Here is a 16,735-nt window from a genome sequence, read left to right as displayed (position 1 = left end):
CCATGGTGTGCGGTGACGATCGGTTGACCATGAAGAAAGGTACGTCCCTCGTGCACCGGAGATCACACCGCCGGCGCCGGCCCGGAAATGCGCGGCGAGGGGGTCCCGCGCCCTGTTAGCCTGCCGGAGGCCGTGCGACAGAACGAGGAGGTGGTACCCGTGAACGCATTTTCGACGTGGGTGCTCCTCTCCGGGGTCACGGTCGGGCGGTAGGTGTCGTCCGGGAGCGCCGTTCTGAGCACTCCTGAAAGGGCACGACCGTGCACTTCGCCTTCACCTCTGAGCAGCGTCTCGACGACGGCGTCCTCGAACGCGCTTTCACCCTCGGCGAGATCCCCGGCATCCTGTGGTCGCCGCCGGCCGCCTCCGCGCCCGCGCCTCTCGTCCTCATCGGCCACCCGCCGCTGGGACTGCGCGCAATGTACCCCCGGCTGGCCGGGCGGGCACGGCATTACGCGGCGGAGTACGGCTTCGCCGCCGCCACCATCGAGTTGCCGGGGAGCGGTGTGCGGCCCCGGTGGGCCGCCGCGGAACAGGCCCGGGCCGAGCTGCACCGGGCGAAGGAGGCCGGCGAGCCGGTCGGTGGCGAGATCGTCGACGCGCTCGTGCTCCCGCTGGTCGAGAAGGCGGTACCGGAATGGCAGGCCGCCCTGGACGCGCTGTTGTCGCTGCCCGGCATCGGCGGTCCGGTCGGCTACGAAGGGGGCGTGATCTCCGTCGGGGTCCGGCTCGCCGTCGTCGAGCCGCGCATCGTGGCCGCGGGGCTCTTCGCCGGAAGCCTCATCCCCGCCGTCATGTTCGAGGAGGCCCGCCGCGTCACCATTCCGCTGCACGTTCTCCTGCAGTGGGACGACGAAGGGAACGACCGGCAGGCGGCGCTCGACCTGTACGACGCCTTCGGGTCCACGGAGAAGACCCTGCAGGCCAATCTCGGCGGTCACACCGGCGTCCCGCGGTTCGCGTTCGAGAGTGGAGCCCGGTTCTTCGCCCGGCACCTGAGGTGACGTGGGCGCGGGCCCCTGCGCGTCGGCGGGGGCCCGCGCGGCCGCGGGGCGGGGCTCGGCGGCTGAGGCGGGCGACGCGTAGGGTGCCGGGATGTTCGCGACGCCTGAGGAATTCGTACGGAGCACGGTCGAGCGGGAGGGGGCGGCCGGGGCGACCTGGATCTCCGCACTGCCTGGGATCGTGGGGGAGTTGACGGAACGCTGGGAGTGCGCGCCGGACGGGGCCGTCATGCACGGGGGAGTCGGCGTCATCGTCCCCGTCCTGCGGCGGGGCGGGGAGAGCGCCGTGCTGAAGGTCTCGTTTCCGCACCCCGGCAACGTCCATGAACCGGACGCCTTCATGGCCTGGGGCGGGCGGGGTGCCGTGCTGCTGCACGAGCGCGACGAGGAGCGGTTCGCGATGCTGCTGGAGCGGGCCCACCCGACGACCCTCGCGGAGGCCGAGGACGGCGACGAGGTGGTCGCGGTCGCCGGGCGGCTCGGGCGGCGTCTCGCCGTTCCCGCGCCTGCCGGTCTGCCGCGGCTGAGCGAGCGGGCCGATGCCTGGGAGGAGGCGCTGCGGAGGGACGCCGAGGAGCTGTCGCACGCCCTGCCGCGCCGGGTGCTCGACGCCGCCCGTGCGACCGTGCGCGAGCTGGGGCGGGTCCAGCCGGAGACACTCGTCCACGGCGACCTGCACGCCCGGAACATCCTGCGCGCCGAACGGGAGCCCTGGCTCGCCGTCGACCCCAAGGGGCTCGTGGGCGATCCCGCCTACGACGGCGGCACCCTGCTGAAGTCCCGCGCGCTGACGCTCCTCGACGCGGACGACCCGGGCCGGGCCGTTCACCGCCTGCTCGACGTCTTCGCCGACGCGGCGGAGCTCGACCGCGAGCGGGTGCGGCGCTGGGCCCAGTTCCACGCGGTCCAGGCCGCCTTCTGGGCGCGGCGGCACGGTTTCCGGGTGGCGCGCGGGGGCCCTGAGCTCGATCGGATCACCGGGTTCGCCGACCACCTGGCAGAGCTGCTGGCCGGCGGACGCCGAGCCTGACGGGTGACCTCACCAGCGGCGCCGGTCCAGGCGCCCCCGGCCGCCATGTCGGACCGGCAGATACTCCAGGCCATGTCCGGCCTGACGGCAGGCATGTTCGTCTCCATCCTCGCCGGCACCGTGGTCGCCGACGCGCTGCCCCGGATCATCGCCGACCTCGGGGCCACCCAGTCCTCCTACACCTGGGTCGTCACCGCCGAACTGCTCGCCATGACGGCCACCGTGCCGCTCTGGGGCAAGCTCGGCGACCTGTACAAACCAGAAGCTGCTCCTGCAGATCTCCGTCGGCCTGTTCGTCGTCGGCCCGCTGCTGGCCGGCTTCTCCCAGGAAGTCGGGCTGCTGATCTTCGGCCGGGTCGCCCAGGGCATCGGCGCCGGCGGTCTCACCGCCCTCGCCCAGGTGGTGATGGCGGCCATCATCCCGCCGCGCAGGCTCGGCACGTACGCCGGCGTCTTCGGTGCCGTGTTCGCCGTCGGCACCGTCGCCGGCCCGCTCATCGGCGGTGTCCTGGTCGACACCTCCTGGCTCGGCTGGCGCTGGTGCTTCTTCATCGGAGTCCCCTTCGCGCTGGTCGCGATCGTGCTGCTCCAGCGGACCCTGAAACTGCCCGACCTGCGCCGCGAGGCGAAGATCGACTACCTGGGCACCTTCCTCATCGCGACCCCGTTCGCGGCCCTCGCGCTGCTCGCCGTGCTCTTCGTCAAGGAGAAGCCGCTGAAGACGACCAGCGGCATGCAGCGCCTCGCGGAGAATCCGGCGACGGTGGCGACGCCGCCCTTCAAGGGGATGCCGCGCCTCAGGGCGACGCCGCTCCCCAGGGCGACGCGCCCCGGCCCGTCGCCGACGCCTCGGCGTAGCCGATGAGACGGCCTCCCCCACCGACGCCGCGGTGGGGGAGGCCGTTGTGGTGTGTCACGGGGCCGCGCGGGCGTCACGCGTCGGTGACCAGCACCACCTGGAGGGTGCGGGGACCGTGGACGCCCTCGACCCGGTCGAGTTCGATGTCGCTGGTGGCGGACGGGCCGGAGATCCACGTCAGGGGACGCGTCGGGTCGAGGCGGGGCAGTGCCAGCGGCACGGACGCGACGGTCTGTTCGGCGGCGCGTACCACGCAGATGTGCAGGTCGGGGACGAGGGTGAGGGCGCGCCGGCCCTGGCCGGGGCCGCCGTCCAGGACGAGCGTGCCGGTCTCGGCGATCGCCAGGGCGCAGCCGGTGACCACGGCGTCGGTGCCGTCCAGGTCGTGCGGGGTGAGCGGGGTGTCCTCGTCGTGGCGCTGTTCCGCGGTCGTCGCGGAGAGCCAGGCGGGCGGCAGGCCGGGCGGGACGGCGACCGTGGCGGCGCCGTGCCGGTCGAGGAGCTCCGCGACGAGGGCGGGCAGTTCGCCCTCCGTGGCGCGGTGCACGCGCGCGCGGTAGTCGGCGAGGTTCTCGTGGAGGAGGTCCAGGAGCGCGGCCGGGTCGTCGGGGGCGTGCGCGGTGAGGTAGGCGCGTGCCGGTTCCCGGACGGCGGGCGCTTCGGCGAGCGCGCGGCGGACGCGGCCCAGGATCCGGTCGCGGGAGGTCTGGCTCATGTGCGGTTCCTCTTCCACCAGTCGCGGAACGGTTCGGCGGGCATCTCGGGCAGGTCGCGGCTCTCCGTCCACTGGCTCGCGCCGGGGCCGGGCAGCCTCTTCGGGTGCAGGGCGCGCGTCCTCGACGCGAGGCGCTCGCCCGCGGCGAGGGCGGCGGGGTGGTCGAGGACCCAGGCGGCCGCCTTGACGGCGGCCTTCTCCAGGCGGTGGCCGGGGCCGCCCCGCTCCGCGACCTTCTCCCGCAGGTGGACGAGGACTTCGGGGATGTCGATGGCGACGGGGCAGACGTCGTAGCAGGCGCCGCAGAGGGAGGAGGCGTACGGGAGGGAGGCGTCGAGCTCGCTCCGGGTGCCGCGCAGCTGCGGGGTGAGGATCGCGCCGATCGGGCCGGGGTAGACGGAGCCGTACGCGTGGCCGCCGGCCCGCTCGTACACCGGGCAGACGTTGAGGCAGGCGGAGCAGCGGATGCAGCGCAGCGCCTGGCGGCCGACCTCGTCGGCGAGGGTGTCGGTGCGGCCGTTGTCGAGCAGGACCAGGTGGAAGGCGGTCGGGCCGTCGGCGTCGGTGGTGCCCGTCCACATGCTCGTGTACGGGTTCATGCGCTCGGCGGTCGAGGAGCGGGGGAGGGTCTGGAGGAAGACCTCCAGGTCGCGCCAGGTGGGGACGACCTTCTCGATGCCGACGACGGAGATCAGCGTCTCGGGGAGGGTCAGGCACATGCGGCCGTTGCCCTCCGACTCCACGACCACCAGGGTGCCGGTCTCGGCGACCATGAAGTTGGCGCCGGAGACGCCGACCTTGGCGCGGAGGAACTTCTCGCGCAGGTGCAGCCTGGCCGCTTCCGCCAGTTCGGCGGGGCGGTCGGTGAGGCCGTCGGGCGCCGGGCGGCCCCACTCGCCCATCTCGGAGGCGAAGATGTCGCGGATCTCGCCGCGGTTGCGGTGGATGGCCGGAACCAGGATGTGGGAGGGACGGTCCTCGCCGAGCTGGACGATCAGCTCGGCGAGATCGGTCTCGTAGGCGCGGATGCCCTCCGCCTCCAGGGCCTCGTTGAGTCCGATCTCCTGCGTGGCCATCGACTTGACCTTGACGACCTCGGTCTCGCCGGTGGCCTTCACCAGGTCGGCGACGATCCGGTTGGCCTCGGCCGCGTCCGACGCCCAGTGCACGGTGCCGCCGGCCGCCGTGACCGCCTCCTCCAACTGCACGAGGTACGCGTCGAGGTGATGGAGCGTCCGGTCCTTGATCTGTCTGCCGGCCTCGCGCAGTGCGGCCCAGTCCGCCAGCTCGGCCACGGCCACCGCCCGCTTGTCGCGGATGGTGTGGGTGGCGTGGCGCAGGTTCGCGCGCAGGGTGGTGTCGCGTACGGCGTCGTGCGCGGCCTTCGGGAAGGCCGGCATGCCGACGAAGGTCCCGCTCATGCGAAGGGCTCCTCTTCCGTGCTCGCCAGGATCTCGGCGAGGTGCAGGACTCGCTGCGGGGCGTCCTGGCGGCGCAGCATGCCGCCGAGGTGCATCAGGCAGGAGTTGTCGGCGCCGCACAGGAACTCGGCGCCGGTGGACAGGGAGTTGCGGAGCTTGTCGGCGCCCATGGCGGCCGACACGTCCGGGTTCTTCACGGCGAACGTGCCGCCGAAGCCGCAGCACTCCTCCGCCCCCGGGAGCTCCACCAGCTCCAGGCCCTTGACCGCTTCGAGGAGTCTTCGGGGCCGTTCGCCCAGGCCGAGCACGCGCAGGCCGTGGCAGGAGGGGTGGTAGGTGACCCGGTGGGGGAAGTACGCCCCGACGTCGGTCACTTCCAGGACGTCGACCAGGAACTCCGTCAGTTCGTACGTCCGCGGGACGAGCGAGGAGGCGGCCTCGGCCGGCGCGTCGCCGCGTCCCTCGGCCTGTGCCTTCCGTCCGATCCTCGGGTAGTTGTCGCGGACCATGGCGACGCAGGAGCCGGACGGGGTGACCACGTGGTCGTAGCCCTCGAAGGCACGGGCCATGCGGCGGACCAGCGGTTCGGTCTCGCGGCGGTAGCCGGTGTTGTACTGCGGCTGTCCGCAGCAGGTCTGGGCGGCGGGGAAGTCCACGGTGACGCCGAGGCGTTCGAGGAGCCGCACGGTGGCGACGGCCGTGGCGGGATGGACCGCGTCGTTGACGCAGGTGGCGAAGAGGGCGACACGCATCAGGGGTTCCTCGGGGCGGAGTCGAGTCGGGCGGCGGCCGCGTCCCAGGCGGCGCTGTCACCCCCCGGGGTGTAGGACCGCAGGGGCTGGGTGGAGGCGATCAGCCGGCGCATGTCGGCGAGGTCTCCGACCAGGCCGGCGGCCCGCGCCTGGACGAGGATGTTACCCAGGGCGGTGGCCTCGGTGGGGCCCGCGACGACGGGCAGGCCGGTGGCGTCGGCGGTGAGCCGGCACAGCAGGTCGTTGCGCGCGCCGCCGCCGACGAGGTGGATCCGCGTGACGTCCCGGCCGGCGAGCGCGGCGGCCTGGCGCAGCGTACGGCGGTGGGCCAGCGCCAGGCTCTCCAGGACGCAGCGGACGACCGCGCCCTGACTGCCGGGGACCCGCTGACCGGTGCGGGCGCAGGAGGCGCGGATGCGGGCCGGCATGTCACCGGGCGCGAGGAACTCGGGGGCGTCCGGGTCGACGACGGAGGCGAAGGGCTCGGCCCGGGCCGCTTCGGCGAGCAGCGTCGGGATGTGAGTGGGCAGACCCTGCCCGTCCCAGGTGCGCCGGCACTCCTCCAGGAGCCACAGGCCCATGATGTTGCGCAGGTAGCGGACGGTGCCGTCGACGCCGCGCTCGTTGGTGAAGTTCGCCGCCCGGGACGCCTCGCTCAGCACCGGGGCGTCCAGTTCGAGGCCGGCCAGCGACCACGTGCCGCAGGAGATGTACGCGAAGCCGGGCTCCGTCGCGGGCACGGCGGCGACCGCGGAGGCCGTGTCGTGCGAGGCGACCGTCGTGACCGGCGTACGGGGATCGAGGCCGGTGTACGCGGCGACGTGGGGGAGCAGGGCGCCGGCCGGGTCGCCGGGGGCGCGGAGCGGCGGGAAGAGGGCGGGGTCGAGGGAGAGGCGGCGCAGGAGGTCCTGGGACCAGGTGCCGGTGCGGGCGTCGAGGAGGCCGGTGGTGGAGGCGTTGGTCTCCTCGGCGCCGATCGATCCGGTCAGCCAGTGGATCACCAGGTCGGGGACGAGCAGCAGGGTGCGGGCGACGTCCCGCTGGACGGTCCCCTCGGTGGAGGCGAGCTGGAAGACCGTGTTGAAGGGGAGGTGCTGCAGGCCGGTGACGCCGTACAGCTCCTGGCGGGAGACCGCGGCCCAGACGCGTTCGGCGGCGCCGTCGGTGCGGTCGTCGCGGTAGTGGTACGGGTGGCCGAGGAGGGCGCCGTCGGCGTCGAGGAGTCCGTAGTCGACGGCCCAGGTGTCCACGCCGATGGAGGCGACGCCGCCGGAGCGGGCGGCCTCGCGCAGCCCGTCGAGGACGCCCTGGAAGAGGGAGAGGACGTCCCAGCGCAGGCCGTCGGGGAGCCGGACGGGGGTGTTGGGGAAGCGGTGGACCTCGGTGAGGTCGAGGGTGTCCGGGCCGACATGGCCGAGGATCACGCGCCCGCTGGTGGCGCCGAGATCGACCGCGGCGAAGGCGGACGCGGAGGCGGAGGACGGGGGAGTGGGGGTCACGGGAGGTACCTCCGCGGTGCCGGTGGCTCATCGAGGAAGGAGGAGGACGACGACGGGAGGCGGACCGGCGGCGCGCTGTGGGGGCAGGGTGTCAGGCCCATGCCCGCACGAGCTCGCCACCGGTCCGCCGTGCACCCGGGGCGGACCCGTCGGTCGGTCCGTCCCGGGTGGCCCGGATCGGGCGTCAGCGCAGGAAGGCCGCCGCGACGCCCGCGTCCACGGGAACGTGCAGACCGGTGGTGTGGGTGAGGTCGCCGCCGGTGAGGGCGAAGACCGCGTTGGCGACGTGCTCGGGCAGCACCTCCCGCTTCAGCAGCGTCCGCTGGGCGTAGAACTCGCCGAGCTTCTCCTCCTCGATGCCGTACGTGGCGGCCCGCTGGGCGCCCCAGCCGGCGGCGAAGATGCCCGAGCCGCGGACGACCCCGTCCGGGTTGACGCCGTTGACGCGGATGCCGTGCTCGCCGAGCTCGGCGGCGAGGAGGCGGACCTGGTGGGCCTGGTCGGCCTTGGTGGCGGAGTAGGCGATGTTGTTCGGCCCGGCGAAGACCGCGTTCTTGGAGGCGATGTAGACGATGTCGCCGCCGAGCTTCTGGTCGATCATGATCCGGGCGGCCTCGCGGGAGACGAGGAAGGAGCCGCGGCCCATGATGGCGTGCTGGAGGTCCCAGTCCCGGGCGGTGGTCTCCAGGAGCGGCCTGGAGAGGGAGATGCCGGCGTTGTTGACGACGAGGTCGACGCCGCCGAAGGCGAGGACGGCCTCCCGGAAGGCGGCGGCGATCTGCTGCTCGTCCGTCACGTCCACCGTCACCGCGACGGCCTTGTCCGGGCCGCCCAGCTCCTCGGCGACGGCCTCGGCGTTCTCGCCGTTCAGGTCGGCGACGACGACGCAGGCGCCCTCGGCGACCAGCCGGTGGGCGATGGCCTTGCCGATGCCGGAGGCCGCGCCCGTCACGAGGGCGACGCGCGTGGCGAGGGGCTTCGGCTTCGGCATGCGTCGCAGTTTGGCCTCCTCCAGCTCCCAGTACTCGATGCGGAACTTCTCCGACTCCTCGATGGGCGCGTACGCCGACACCGCCTCGGCGCCGCGCATCACGTTGATCGCGTTGACGTAGAACTCGCCCGCCACGCGGGCCGTCTGCTTGTCCTTGCCGAAGGAGAACATGCCGACGCCGGGGACGAGCACGATCGCCGGGTCCGCACCGCGCATCGCGGGGGAACCGTCGGTGGCGTGCCGCCGGTAGTACGCCGCGTACTCCTCCCGGTAGGCGGCGTGCAGCTCCCGCAGCCGGGCCATGGCCGCGTCGAGCGGCGCGTCGGCCGGCAGGTCCAGGACGAGCGGGCGGACCTTGGTGCGGAGGAAGTGGTCCGGGCAGGAGGTGCCCAGGGCGGCGAGCCGCGGGTGCTCCGCGCGGGAGACGAAGTCGAGCACCGCGTCCGTGTCGGTGAAGTGGCCCACCTGCGGCCGGTCCCGGGACGCGATCGCCCGGATGTGCGGGGCCAGGGCGGCGGCCCGCTCCCGGCGCTCCTCCTCGGGCAGCGGGGCGTACCCCTCGACGACCCGGCCGAAGGGCTCGGGGCGGCCCCGCTCGGCGAGGAAGGTCTCGGCGGTGCGGATGATGTGCAGCGCGTTGCGCTCGCACTCCTCCGAGGTGTCGCCCCAGGCGGTGATGCCGTGTCCGCCCAGGACGCAGCCGACGGCCTGCGGGTGCGCCTCCTTGACGGCGGCGATGTCGAGGCCCAGCTGGAAGCCGGGCCGGCGCCAGGGCACCCAGACGACGGTGTCGCCGAAGCACTCGGCGGTCAGCTTCTCGCCGTCGGCGGCGCAGGCCAGGGCGATGCCGGAGTCGGGGTGCAGGTGGTCGACGTGGGCCGCGTCGACCAGTCCGTGCATGGCGGTGTCGATCGACGGGGCGGCGCCGCCCTTGCCGTACAGGCAGTGGTCGAAGGCGGCGACCATCTCGTCCTCGCGCTCCACGCCCGGGTAGACGGCCTTGAGGGCGCGCAGGCGGTCGAGCAGCAACACGGCGAGGCCGTCCTCGGTGAGGGTGCCGAGGTCACCGCCCGAGCCCTTGACCCACAGCAGGTCCACGGTGCCGCCGGTGACCGGGTCGGTGGTGGAGCCCTTGGCGGAGGTGTTGCCGCCGGCGTAGTTGGTGGTGCGGGGGTCGGATCCGAGTCGGTGCGAGCGCCCGAGCAGCGCGTCGACGGCGGGGTGGGTGGTCATGGTGACGGTTCCTCGTGGTTGTCCGGGCGGAAGGGGTGGGACGCGCGGAAGCGCTCGGCCGGTCAGGCGCCCCAGCCGGCCTGCTCGCCGCCGACGCGTTCGGCGGCGATCCGCTCCTGCCACCCGGAGGCGGCGTACGCGGCGACCGGGTCGGGGTGCAGCCCCCGCTCCTCGCGGACCTCGCGCAGCAGGGGCCGTACGTCGGTGTCGTAGGCGTCCATCAGGACAGCGTGGGCGGCGAGGACGTCTCCGGCGGCCTGCGCGGCGGCGAGTGCGTCGAGGTCGACGAGGAGGGCCTTGGCGGTGGCCTCCTGCACGTTCATCACGGAGCGGATGACGGCGGGGATCTTGGCCTCGACGTTGTGGCACTGGTCGAGCATGAAGGCGACGTTCGCGGCCCGGTCCAGACCGCCGTTCTTGGCGACCTCGTGCATGATCCGGAAGAGCTGGAAGGGATCGGCGGCGCCGACCATCAGATCGTCGTCGGCGTAGAAGCGCGAGTTGAAGTCGAAGCCGCCGAGCTTCCCCTCCCGCAGCAGGAAGGCCACGATGAACTCGATGTTGGTGCCGGGCGCATGGTGCCCGGTGTCCACGACGACCTGTGCCTTCGGGCCGAGCTTCAGGCAGTGGGCGTACGAGGTCCCCCAGTCCGGCACGTCGGTGGTGTAGAAGGACGGCTCGAAGAGCTTGTACTCGAGCAGCAGGCGCTGGTCGTCGCCGAGCCGCCCGTACACCTCGGCCAGCGCCTCCCCCAGCCGGTCCTGCCGGGCCACCACGTCGTCCTGGCCGGGGTAGTTGGTGCCGTCGGCGAACCACAGCTTCAGATCGGCCGAACCCGTGGCGTCCATGATGTCGACGCACTCCAGCAGGTGGTCGACGGCCTTGCGGCGCACCTTCGGGTCCGGGTGGCAGACGCTGCCGAGCCGGTAGGCGTCGTCCTGGAAGGTGTTGGAGTTGATCGCGCCCAGCTCCAGACCGCGGTCCTTCGCGTACGTGCTCAGCACCGCGTAGTCGTCGACCTTGTCCCACGGGATGTGCAGCGACACCTTCGGCGCCACCCCGGTGAACTCGTGCACCCGGGCGGCGTCGTCCAGCTTCTCGTACGGATCCCTGGGCACGCCCGCCCGCGTGAACACCTTGAACCGGGTGCCGGAGTTTCCGTAGCCCCAGGAGGGTGTCTCGATCCGCTGGCCGGCGAGCGCGGCTTTCACGGCGGCGATGTCAGGCATGGGTCACCTCGGGGGGAACGGGGGAGGAGTTAATGAATCGATTCATTACGGGAGCGAAGCTAAGCCTTCGTCAGGAGGGTCGTCAAGGTGTCGGGCGAGGCCGGGCCGGTCCTGGACGCCACGCTCCCTCGTCGGGCGTGGTGGTCGGCCGGGGGTGGTGGCGGCGCTCTCGGGGCACCAGTAATGAAACATTTCATCGGCGTCCCGCGGGTGGGTGGGGCGGTTCGGCTCCGAGCGCCGCGTCGCGGGGGCGCCGCCCACGCCGGCACCGGGGACGCCCCGCCCGCCTCCCGCCCCCCGCCGCCCGCTTGCGCTTCGTCGGCGCACGGCTCCGGACCATCCGCGCGGGCCCCGCCTCCCCGCCCGCCACCTCCCGGCCGACCGGCCCGCCCGAGCCGCCCAGGAGACCTTCCGCCGCGCCGCCGTACGGACGGAGGAACCCGCCCTGGCCATGGCCCGCGAGCTGCCGGAGACCGTCCGGCTGCCTAGAACCCCTGCCGCGGAGGCCACGTCCGGGTCGGATTTCCCGGGGCGTGCGGTCGGGAAGTCGTCGCTGGTCAGCCGCCGGCCCACCGCCGTACGTGATGCCGCGCACACCCGGCCCGAGAGCCCGCTCCGGGCGTGTTAGCTTCCGGCCGTGATGTTCAGGGCGGCGGACGGCCGCGAAGACGGCGCGGCACCGTCCGCTCACGGCCCCGTGACCGGGCTCGCGGGGGCGGAGGCCGGCGACCCGCTGGGTCTGCTCGACCTGTTCGGGGACTCCTTCGTACGCGACCCCCACCCGTGGCTGGACCGGCTGCGGTCCGAGGCGCCCGTGCACCACGACCCCGCCACCGGGCTGTGGCTGGTTAGCCGCCCTCAGGACATCCGGCACGTCCTCCTCGACACGGACCGGTACCTCCCGGACAACGCCCAGAGCGCGGTCACCCCCCTGCCCGTCGCCGTCATGCGGATCCTCGTCCGGGCCGGCTTCAGGCTCCCGCCGGCGCTCGCCAACAACGGGACCGCGAGCCACGCGGGACTGCGCCGGGCCGTGGCGCGTTTCTTCGACGCGCGGAGCGTCACCGCCGCCGTACCGGCGATCGAGCGCATCGCCGGCGAACTGCTCGACGAGCTGACGGCGCGCGGTGCGGGCCCCGCCGGCCTCGACCTCTTCGCCTCCTTCGCGCAGATCCTGCCCTGTCGCGTCCTGATGGAACTCCTCGGCATCCACGGCGTCGACCCCGCCACCCTCATCGCCTGGAGCGACGCCTCGCTGGAGCTGTTCTGGGGCCGCCCCACGCTCGAACGGCAGCGGGAACTGGCGGAGCTCGTCGCGGAGTTCCACCAGTGGCTCGCCGCCACCGTCCGCGACACCACCGCACCGCCCGGCTCCTTCGTCGAGGCGCTCGCCGCCCACCGGCTGCCCGACGGCGCGCCCCTGGACGTCGACACGGCCGTGGCCGCCTGCTTCTTCGTGTTCATCGCCGGCCAGTCCACCACCGGCCAGCTCCTCGCGACCGTGCTCCGCAGCGCCCTCACCGAACCCGGCGTCTGGCCGCGCGCGGCAGAGGAGCCCGGCCTGGCCGAGGCCTGGGTGGAGGAGGTCCTGCGCCGCGAGCCGCCCGTGACCACCTGGCGCAGGGTGACCGCCGAACCCACCCGCCTCGCAGGAGTGGACCTGCCGGCGGGCGCCCCCGTGCTGCTGATGCTCATGGGCAGCGGCTCCGACCCGGAGCTCTTCCCCGACCCGGCACGCATGTGCCCGGGACGCGAGAACGCCCGCGGGCACCTCGCCTTCGGCGCCGGCCGCCACCTCTGCCCCGGCGCCACCCTGGCCCGTACGGAGGCCGCGGTGGCCCTGCGCGCGGCGGCGCGCCGCCTGCCCGGCGCCCGGCCGGCGGACGCTCCGGCGGAGCCCCCGATGCTCGGCCTGCTGTCGTTCAGGGCGCCCCTGCAGGTGAGGGTCGAGACGTGAGGGACGGCGACGTCACCGGCCGCTGCGCCGATCACCCCAGCATGCGGGCCTGAACCTTCCGCTTCTATGGCAAGGCGCGCCACACCTCGGTCTCCGGATGTGGTGGGACGACATGTGGGCGCGGATCCCCGCCCTTCATCAGGATGTCCGCATCTCACACCCCCACCTGGAGATGCACATGAAGATCAGGAAGATCCTCCTCGCCGCCCTGGCGGCCGTCGGCCTCGCCGCGTCGACGGCCGGCGGCGCGACGGCGGCCGTCCCCGCGCCGACCACCGGCTCGCTGCAGCAGTACACCATCAGTTCGACGTACGTGAGCGGGCTCTCCTCCGGCGGGTTCATGGCCAACCAGATGCACGTCGCCTACTCCGACGTCTTCACGGGCGCCGGCATCTTCTCGGCGGGGCCCTACGACTGCGCCCAGAACAACCTCAACACGGCCCTGTACGCGTGTATGGACACCTTCCAGGCCCGCAAATCCCCCGCTCAGCTGGAGCAGTTGACCCGGGACCGGGCGGCCGCCGGCAAGCTGGACCCGGTCGCCAACCTCTCCGGCGACAAGGTCTGGCTGTTCCACGGCACCAACGACAGCACCGTCAAGGCCCCCGTCAACGACGATCTCGCCACCTACTACCGGGACTTCGGCGCGGACGTCGTGTACGACAACACGTCCGCCTCGGGCCACGCCTGGGTCAGCCCCCTCGGCCCCAACGCCTGCACCTCCACCAGCTCGCCGTACGTCAACAACTGCGGCGGCGACCCGGTGAAGGACATGCTGACCCACCTGTTCGGCAGCGTGAAGCCCGCCAGTTCCACCGCCCTGACCGGAAAACTGGTCCGGTTCGACCAGAGCGCGTACACGCCCGGCGGCAGCCCCGGCGCGATCAGCATGGGCGACGAGGGCTTCGCGTACGTCCCGCAGTCCTGCCAGAGCGGCGCCTCCTGCAAGCTGATGGTCACCCTCCACGGCTGCTACCAGTACTTCGGCCTGGTCGGCAACGCGCTCATGGACAAGGCGTACCTCAACGAGTACGCCGACACCAACGACATGATCGTGCTGTACCCGCAGGCGACGACCATGTCCGGCAACCCCCGCGGCTGCTGGGACTGGTGGGGATACAAGTCAGCGGACTACGCCCAGAAGAGCGGCCCGCAGATGACGGCCGTGATGAACATGGCCAAGGCCCTCGGCGCCGCGGGCACCACCAGCCCCCCGAGCCCGCTCCCGGCTCCCTCCGGCCTGACCGTCACCGCCACCACGAACACCACCGCCTCCCTGACCTGGAGCGCGGTCCCGGGCGCGGCCTCGTACCACGTCTACCGCGACGGGACGAAGGTGAACGGCGCCCCGGTCACCGCCACCGCCTTCACGGACTCCGGTCTGACCGCCGGTACGACCTACCGCTACACGGTCGCCGCCGTGGACCCGTCCGGCGCGGTCGGCACCCGGTCCGGCGCGGTGAACGCCACCACCACGGGCACCGCGGTGGTGTGCGTGACCGCCTCCAACTACGCCCACACCCAGGCCGGCCGCGCCCACCAGTCCGGCGGATACGCCTACGCCAACGGCTCCGGCCAGAGCCTCGGCCTCTGGAGCGTCGGAATATCCAGCACCATCAAGGAGACCTCCCCGGGCTACTGGGTGAAGTGCTGACCCCCTGCCCCCTCCCGGAACGACGCCTTGCCCGTGGGCTCCCCCGGCAAGGCGTCACCGCCGCGCGCGGCGCCCGCCGGACCGTCAGCGGCCGACGGGGTCGCCGTCCGCGCCGTCGGTCCGGCCGATCAGCATCAGGTGGCCGCCGTGGTGCAGGGGCGTGCTCAGTCGTACTCGGGTCGCCTCCTGTCCCGTCCGCGCGTCGACGAGGTGGACCTCGCCGTGGCCGCCGCGGGTGACGGCGACGAGGTCGGAGCCCGGTGAGGCGGCGACCGCGCGGCGCTCGACGCCTTCCCAGGGGGTGCCGCCCGCCTTCGGGGCGCCGTCCATGGCGGGCAGGGGGACGCGTCGGACGGCGTGGTCGGCGTCCAGGAGCACGAGTTCGTCGCCGTCGGGGTGGATCCGGGTGAAGGCGGTGTGGCCACGGGCGAGGGCCAGCCGGAAGACGAGGCCGGGGCCGAGGTCGATGAGGGACGTGCGGCCCGTCGTCAGGTCGTGGCGCCACGCCTGGTTCGTCCACTCCTGCCAGCGCAGCGGATCGGGCGAGCCGCCGCGCAACGTGGTCCACAGGGCCGGCCGGCGGGTGTCGAGACGGAGGTACCAGCCCCGGGCGGGGGACTCCCACGGGATCACCGGGCCGGCCCGGAGCGTGTCGCCGTCCCGCCGGGCCGTGTGCACGCCGGCGGCCGTGGCCGCGAACACCCGTCCGGTGCACGGCTCGTGGGCGTCGCCGTGCCCGTCGTCGGGCAGCGGCAGCAGTGCGTGCGGCGGGGCGGGAGGACATCCGGGCGGGGCCGCGAGGAGGTCCGCGAACCGGTGGGCCGCCAGCGCGCCCGGCGTCCTGTGCCGCAGGACGACGAGCGGGTCGCCGCCGCCCAGGACCGTCACGCCCGGCTCGTCGGCGCGGGTGCGGGCGCGGGAACTCTCGCCGGTGGCCAGGTCGACGACCGTCACGAGGTCCGACCACGGGACGGTGTTCTTCCCCAGGCCGGTGGTCACGGCCAGACGGCGACCGGTGGGGTCGCAGGCCAGGTGCTCGGCCGGCACGGCGACCGCGAGGGCGCGTTCGACCAGTTCGTCGCCGAACGGATCCAGTACGAGGAGTTCGCCCCGCCGGTCGTCGACACAGGCCACCCGCCCGCCCGGAAGGGCCAGGAACCCGGCGTGCTCGGAGAGGTTGCGTCCCGTGAGACGGGCCGTGACGGTGCCGTCGGGGACGGCCAGCACGGAGACGGATCCGGCCACGTGGTCGGAGACGAGGAGCGCGGTGTCGGGCAAGGGATCCTCCAGACGGTCAGGTGAAAATGATTATCATGTATGTTCTGTGCGTTCCAGGTTCCCGAGAAGAATGGAAGGCACCCATGCTGAGCGCACCGTCGAGAGCCGTACGCGGCTGGCTCACCGCAGTCGTGCTGGGCTCCGTCCTGGTCGGCTGCGGCACGTCCGCCGAAGCGCCCGCGCAGGACAAGGCCCGCCCGGCCGCGAAGGCCGAGGTCACCGTCGAACCCATCAAGGCGACCACCGAGTTGACCGACGTCAACGGCGTCCGCGTCGCCCTGGAGGAGAAGCCGGAGCGGATCGTCTGCCTCTTCGCGCTCTGCGACGACATCCTGACCGAGCTCGGCATCGTCCCGGCCGCCACCAACAGCGCCCTGCTCGGCCACCCCCGCTTCCTCGGCGCGGCCGGGGCGAAGAAGGTCCCCGTCGTCCCGGGCGGGTTCATCGCCCCGGAGGTGGAGGCGATCCTCTCCCACAAGCCGGACCTCGTCATCGGCCTGGGGGACACCCACGGCAAGCTCGCCCCCGCGCTGAAGGGCGCCACCACGTTCTGGGCGATGCAGCCCGAGACGTGGGAGGACAGCGTCGGCTATCTGCGCGACACGGCCGCCCTCACCGGCCGGACCGCGGCGGGGGAGAAGGCCGAGAAGGCGTTCCGGCTCAAGCTCGCGGCGGCCGAGAAGGCGCCGAGCGACAAGACCGCGCTGATCATCTACGGCAGTGACGAGAACTTCGGCGTCGCCACCCCGGACGGCGACGTGACCGCCAGCCTGTTCCCCCGCTTCGCCGACTACCCGTGGAAGTCCCGTGGCGTCGAGGGGAGTTACAGCCTGGAGGAGATCCTCGCCCAGGACGTCGACGTCCTGTTCGTCGAGACCATGAGCTTCGGCGGCTCCGACGGCAAGCTGTCCGAGAAGCTGGCGAAGAACCCCCTCTGGGGCAAGATCCCGGCGGTCCGCGACGGCGCCGTCCACGAGGTGGACTCCGAGGTGTGGGCCAAGGGGCGTGGCACCCGCTCGATGGGCATCGTCCTCGACGAGGCCGCGGCCGCCCTGCGGTGAGCGCCACCCCCTCCGCGGGAACGGGTCCTTCCCCGGCCCTGGTCACGCCCCC

The 16,735-nt window shown here is 73.3% G+C and carries 12 protein-coding genes and 1 pseudogene; 6 read left to right on the top strand and 7 right to left on the bottom strand.

The genetic code is table 11. From position 1 onward, the window contains the following. Positions 1-260 precede the first annotated feature (260 nt). The 3 genes and pseudogenes from ABFY03_RS02170 to ABFY03_RS02160 form a co-directional block, all read left to right on the top strand. Entirely contained in the window at positions 261-1,004 is a 744-nt protein-coding gene (locus ABFY03_RS02170) for a dienelactone hydrolase family protein (protein WP_346168976.1), read from the top strand. A 91-nt stretch (positions 1,005-1,095) separates the two neighbouring features. Continuing rightward, the gene (locus ABFY03_RS02165) at positions 1,096-2,034 is read left to right on the top strand and encodes an aminoglycoside phosphotransferase family protein (protein WP_346168975.1); all 939 of its coding nucleotides are present in this window, start codon (positions 1,096-1,098) and stop codon (positions 2,032-2,034) included. A 45-nt stretch (positions 2,035-2,079) separates the two neighbouring features. Beyond that, positions 2,080-2,719 (top strand): annotated as a pseudogene (locus tag ABFY03_RS02160) (MFS transporter); the annotation flags it as partial. Between the two features lie 247 nt (positions 2,720-2,966). On the opposite strand, the gene ABFY03_RS02155 reads toward ABFY03_RS02160, so the two are convergent. From ABFY03_RS02155 to rhaI, 6 genes are all read right to left on the bottom strand, one after another. Beyond that, a complete protein-coding gene (locus tag ABFY03_RS02155; RefSeq protein ID WP_346168974.1) occupies positions 2,967-3,608 on the bottom strand; it encodes a LutC/YkgG family protein in 642 nt (213 codons plus the stop codon). Next, positions 3,605-5,029 carry a LutB/LldF family L-lactate oxidation iron-sulfur protein gene (locus tag ABFY03_RS02150; protein WP_346168973.1) on the bottom strand — a complete coding sequence of 475 codons (1,425 nt, stop codon included), beginning with the start codon at positions 5,027-5,029 and terminating at the stop codon, positions 3,605-3,607. Before ABFY03_RS02150 ends, ABFY03_RS02155 begins: the two co-directional genes overlap by 4 nt. Beyond that, positions 5,026-5,781: a (Fe-S)-binding protein gene (locus ABFY03_RS02145; RefSeq protein ID WP_319013500.1), complete on the bottom strand. Its 756-nt coding sequence runs from the start codon at positions 5,779-5,781 to the stop codon at positions 5,026-5,028. Before ABFY03_RS02145 ends, ABFY03_RS02150 begins: the two co-directional genes overlap by 4 nt. After that, on the bottom strand, positions 5,781-7,280 hold the full coding sequence (locus ABFY03_RS02140) for a rhamnulokinase (RefSeq protein ID WP_346168972.1): 1,500 nt from the start codon (positions 7,278-7,280) through the stop codon (positions 5,781-5,783). Before ABFY03_RS02140 ends, ABFY03_RS02145 begins: the two co-directional genes overlap by 1 nt. A gap of 184 nt (positions 7,281-7,464) precedes the next feature. Then, the gene (locus tag ABFY03_RS02135; RefSeq protein WP_346168971.1) at positions 7,465-9,504 is read right to left on the bottom strand and encodes a bifunctional aldolase/short-chain dehydrogenase; all 2,040 of its coding nucleotides are present in this window, start codon (positions 9,502-9,504) and stop codon (positions 7,465-7,467) included. Positions 9,505-9,566: 62 nt separating this feature from the next. Next, positions 9,567-10,733, bottom strand: coding sequence for an L-rhamnose isomerase (rhaI, locus tag ABFY03_RS02130; RefSeq protein ID WP_319013503.1), 1,167 nt, complete (start codon positions 10,731-10,733; stop codon positions 9,567-9,569). A gap of 640 nt (positions 10,734-11,373) precedes the next feature. Between rhaI and ABFY03_RS02125 the strand changes: the two genes are divergently transcribed. Together ABFY03_RS02125 and ABFY03_RS02120 are read left to right on the top strand one after the other, a co-directional pair. Next, a complete protein-coding gene (locus ABFY03_RS02125; RefSeq protein WP_346172187.1) occupies positions 11,374-12,690 on the top strand; it encodes a cytochrome P450 in 1,317 nt (438 codons plus the stop codon). Between the two features lie 178 nt (positions 12,691-12,868). Next, the gene (locus ABFY03_RS02120; protein ID WP_346168970.1) at positions 12,869-14,344 is read left to right on the top strand and encodes an extracellular catalytic domain type 2 short-chain-length polyhydroxyalkanoate depolymerase; all 1,476 of its coding nucleotides are present in this window, start codon (positions 12,869-12,871) and stop codon (positions 14,342-14,344) included. A gap of 84 nt (positions 14,345-14,428) precedes the next feature. Here ABFY03_RS02120 and ABFY03_RS02115 read toward each other — a convergent pair whose 3' ends face one another. After that, positions 14,429-15,622, bottom strand: coding sequence for a YncE family protein (locus ABFY03_RS02115; RefSeq protein ID WP_346168969.1), 1,194 nt, complete (start codon positions 15,620-15,622; stop codon positions 14,429-14,431). An 83-nt stretch (positions 15,623-15,705) separates the two neighbouring features. Between ABFY03_RS02115 and ABFY03_RS02110 the strand changes: the two genes are divergently transcribed. Next, a complete protein-coding gene (locus ABFY03_RS02110; RefSeq protein ID WP_319013507.1) occupies positions 15,706-16,683 on the top strand; it encodes an ABC transporter substrate-binding protein in 978 nt (325 codons plus the stop codon). Positions 16,684-16,735 lie beyond the last annotated feature (52 nt).

Origin of the sequence: Streptomyces roseofulvus, from assembly GCF_039534915.1 — a bacterium.
Classification (GTDB): domain Bacteria; phylum Actinomycetota; class Actinomycetes; order Streptomycetales; family Streptomycetaceae; genus Streptomyces; species Streptomyces roseofulvus.
The sequence above is the reverse complement of the archived record's forward strand: the minus strand, read 5'-3'. Positions and strand labels throughout refer to the sequence as shown.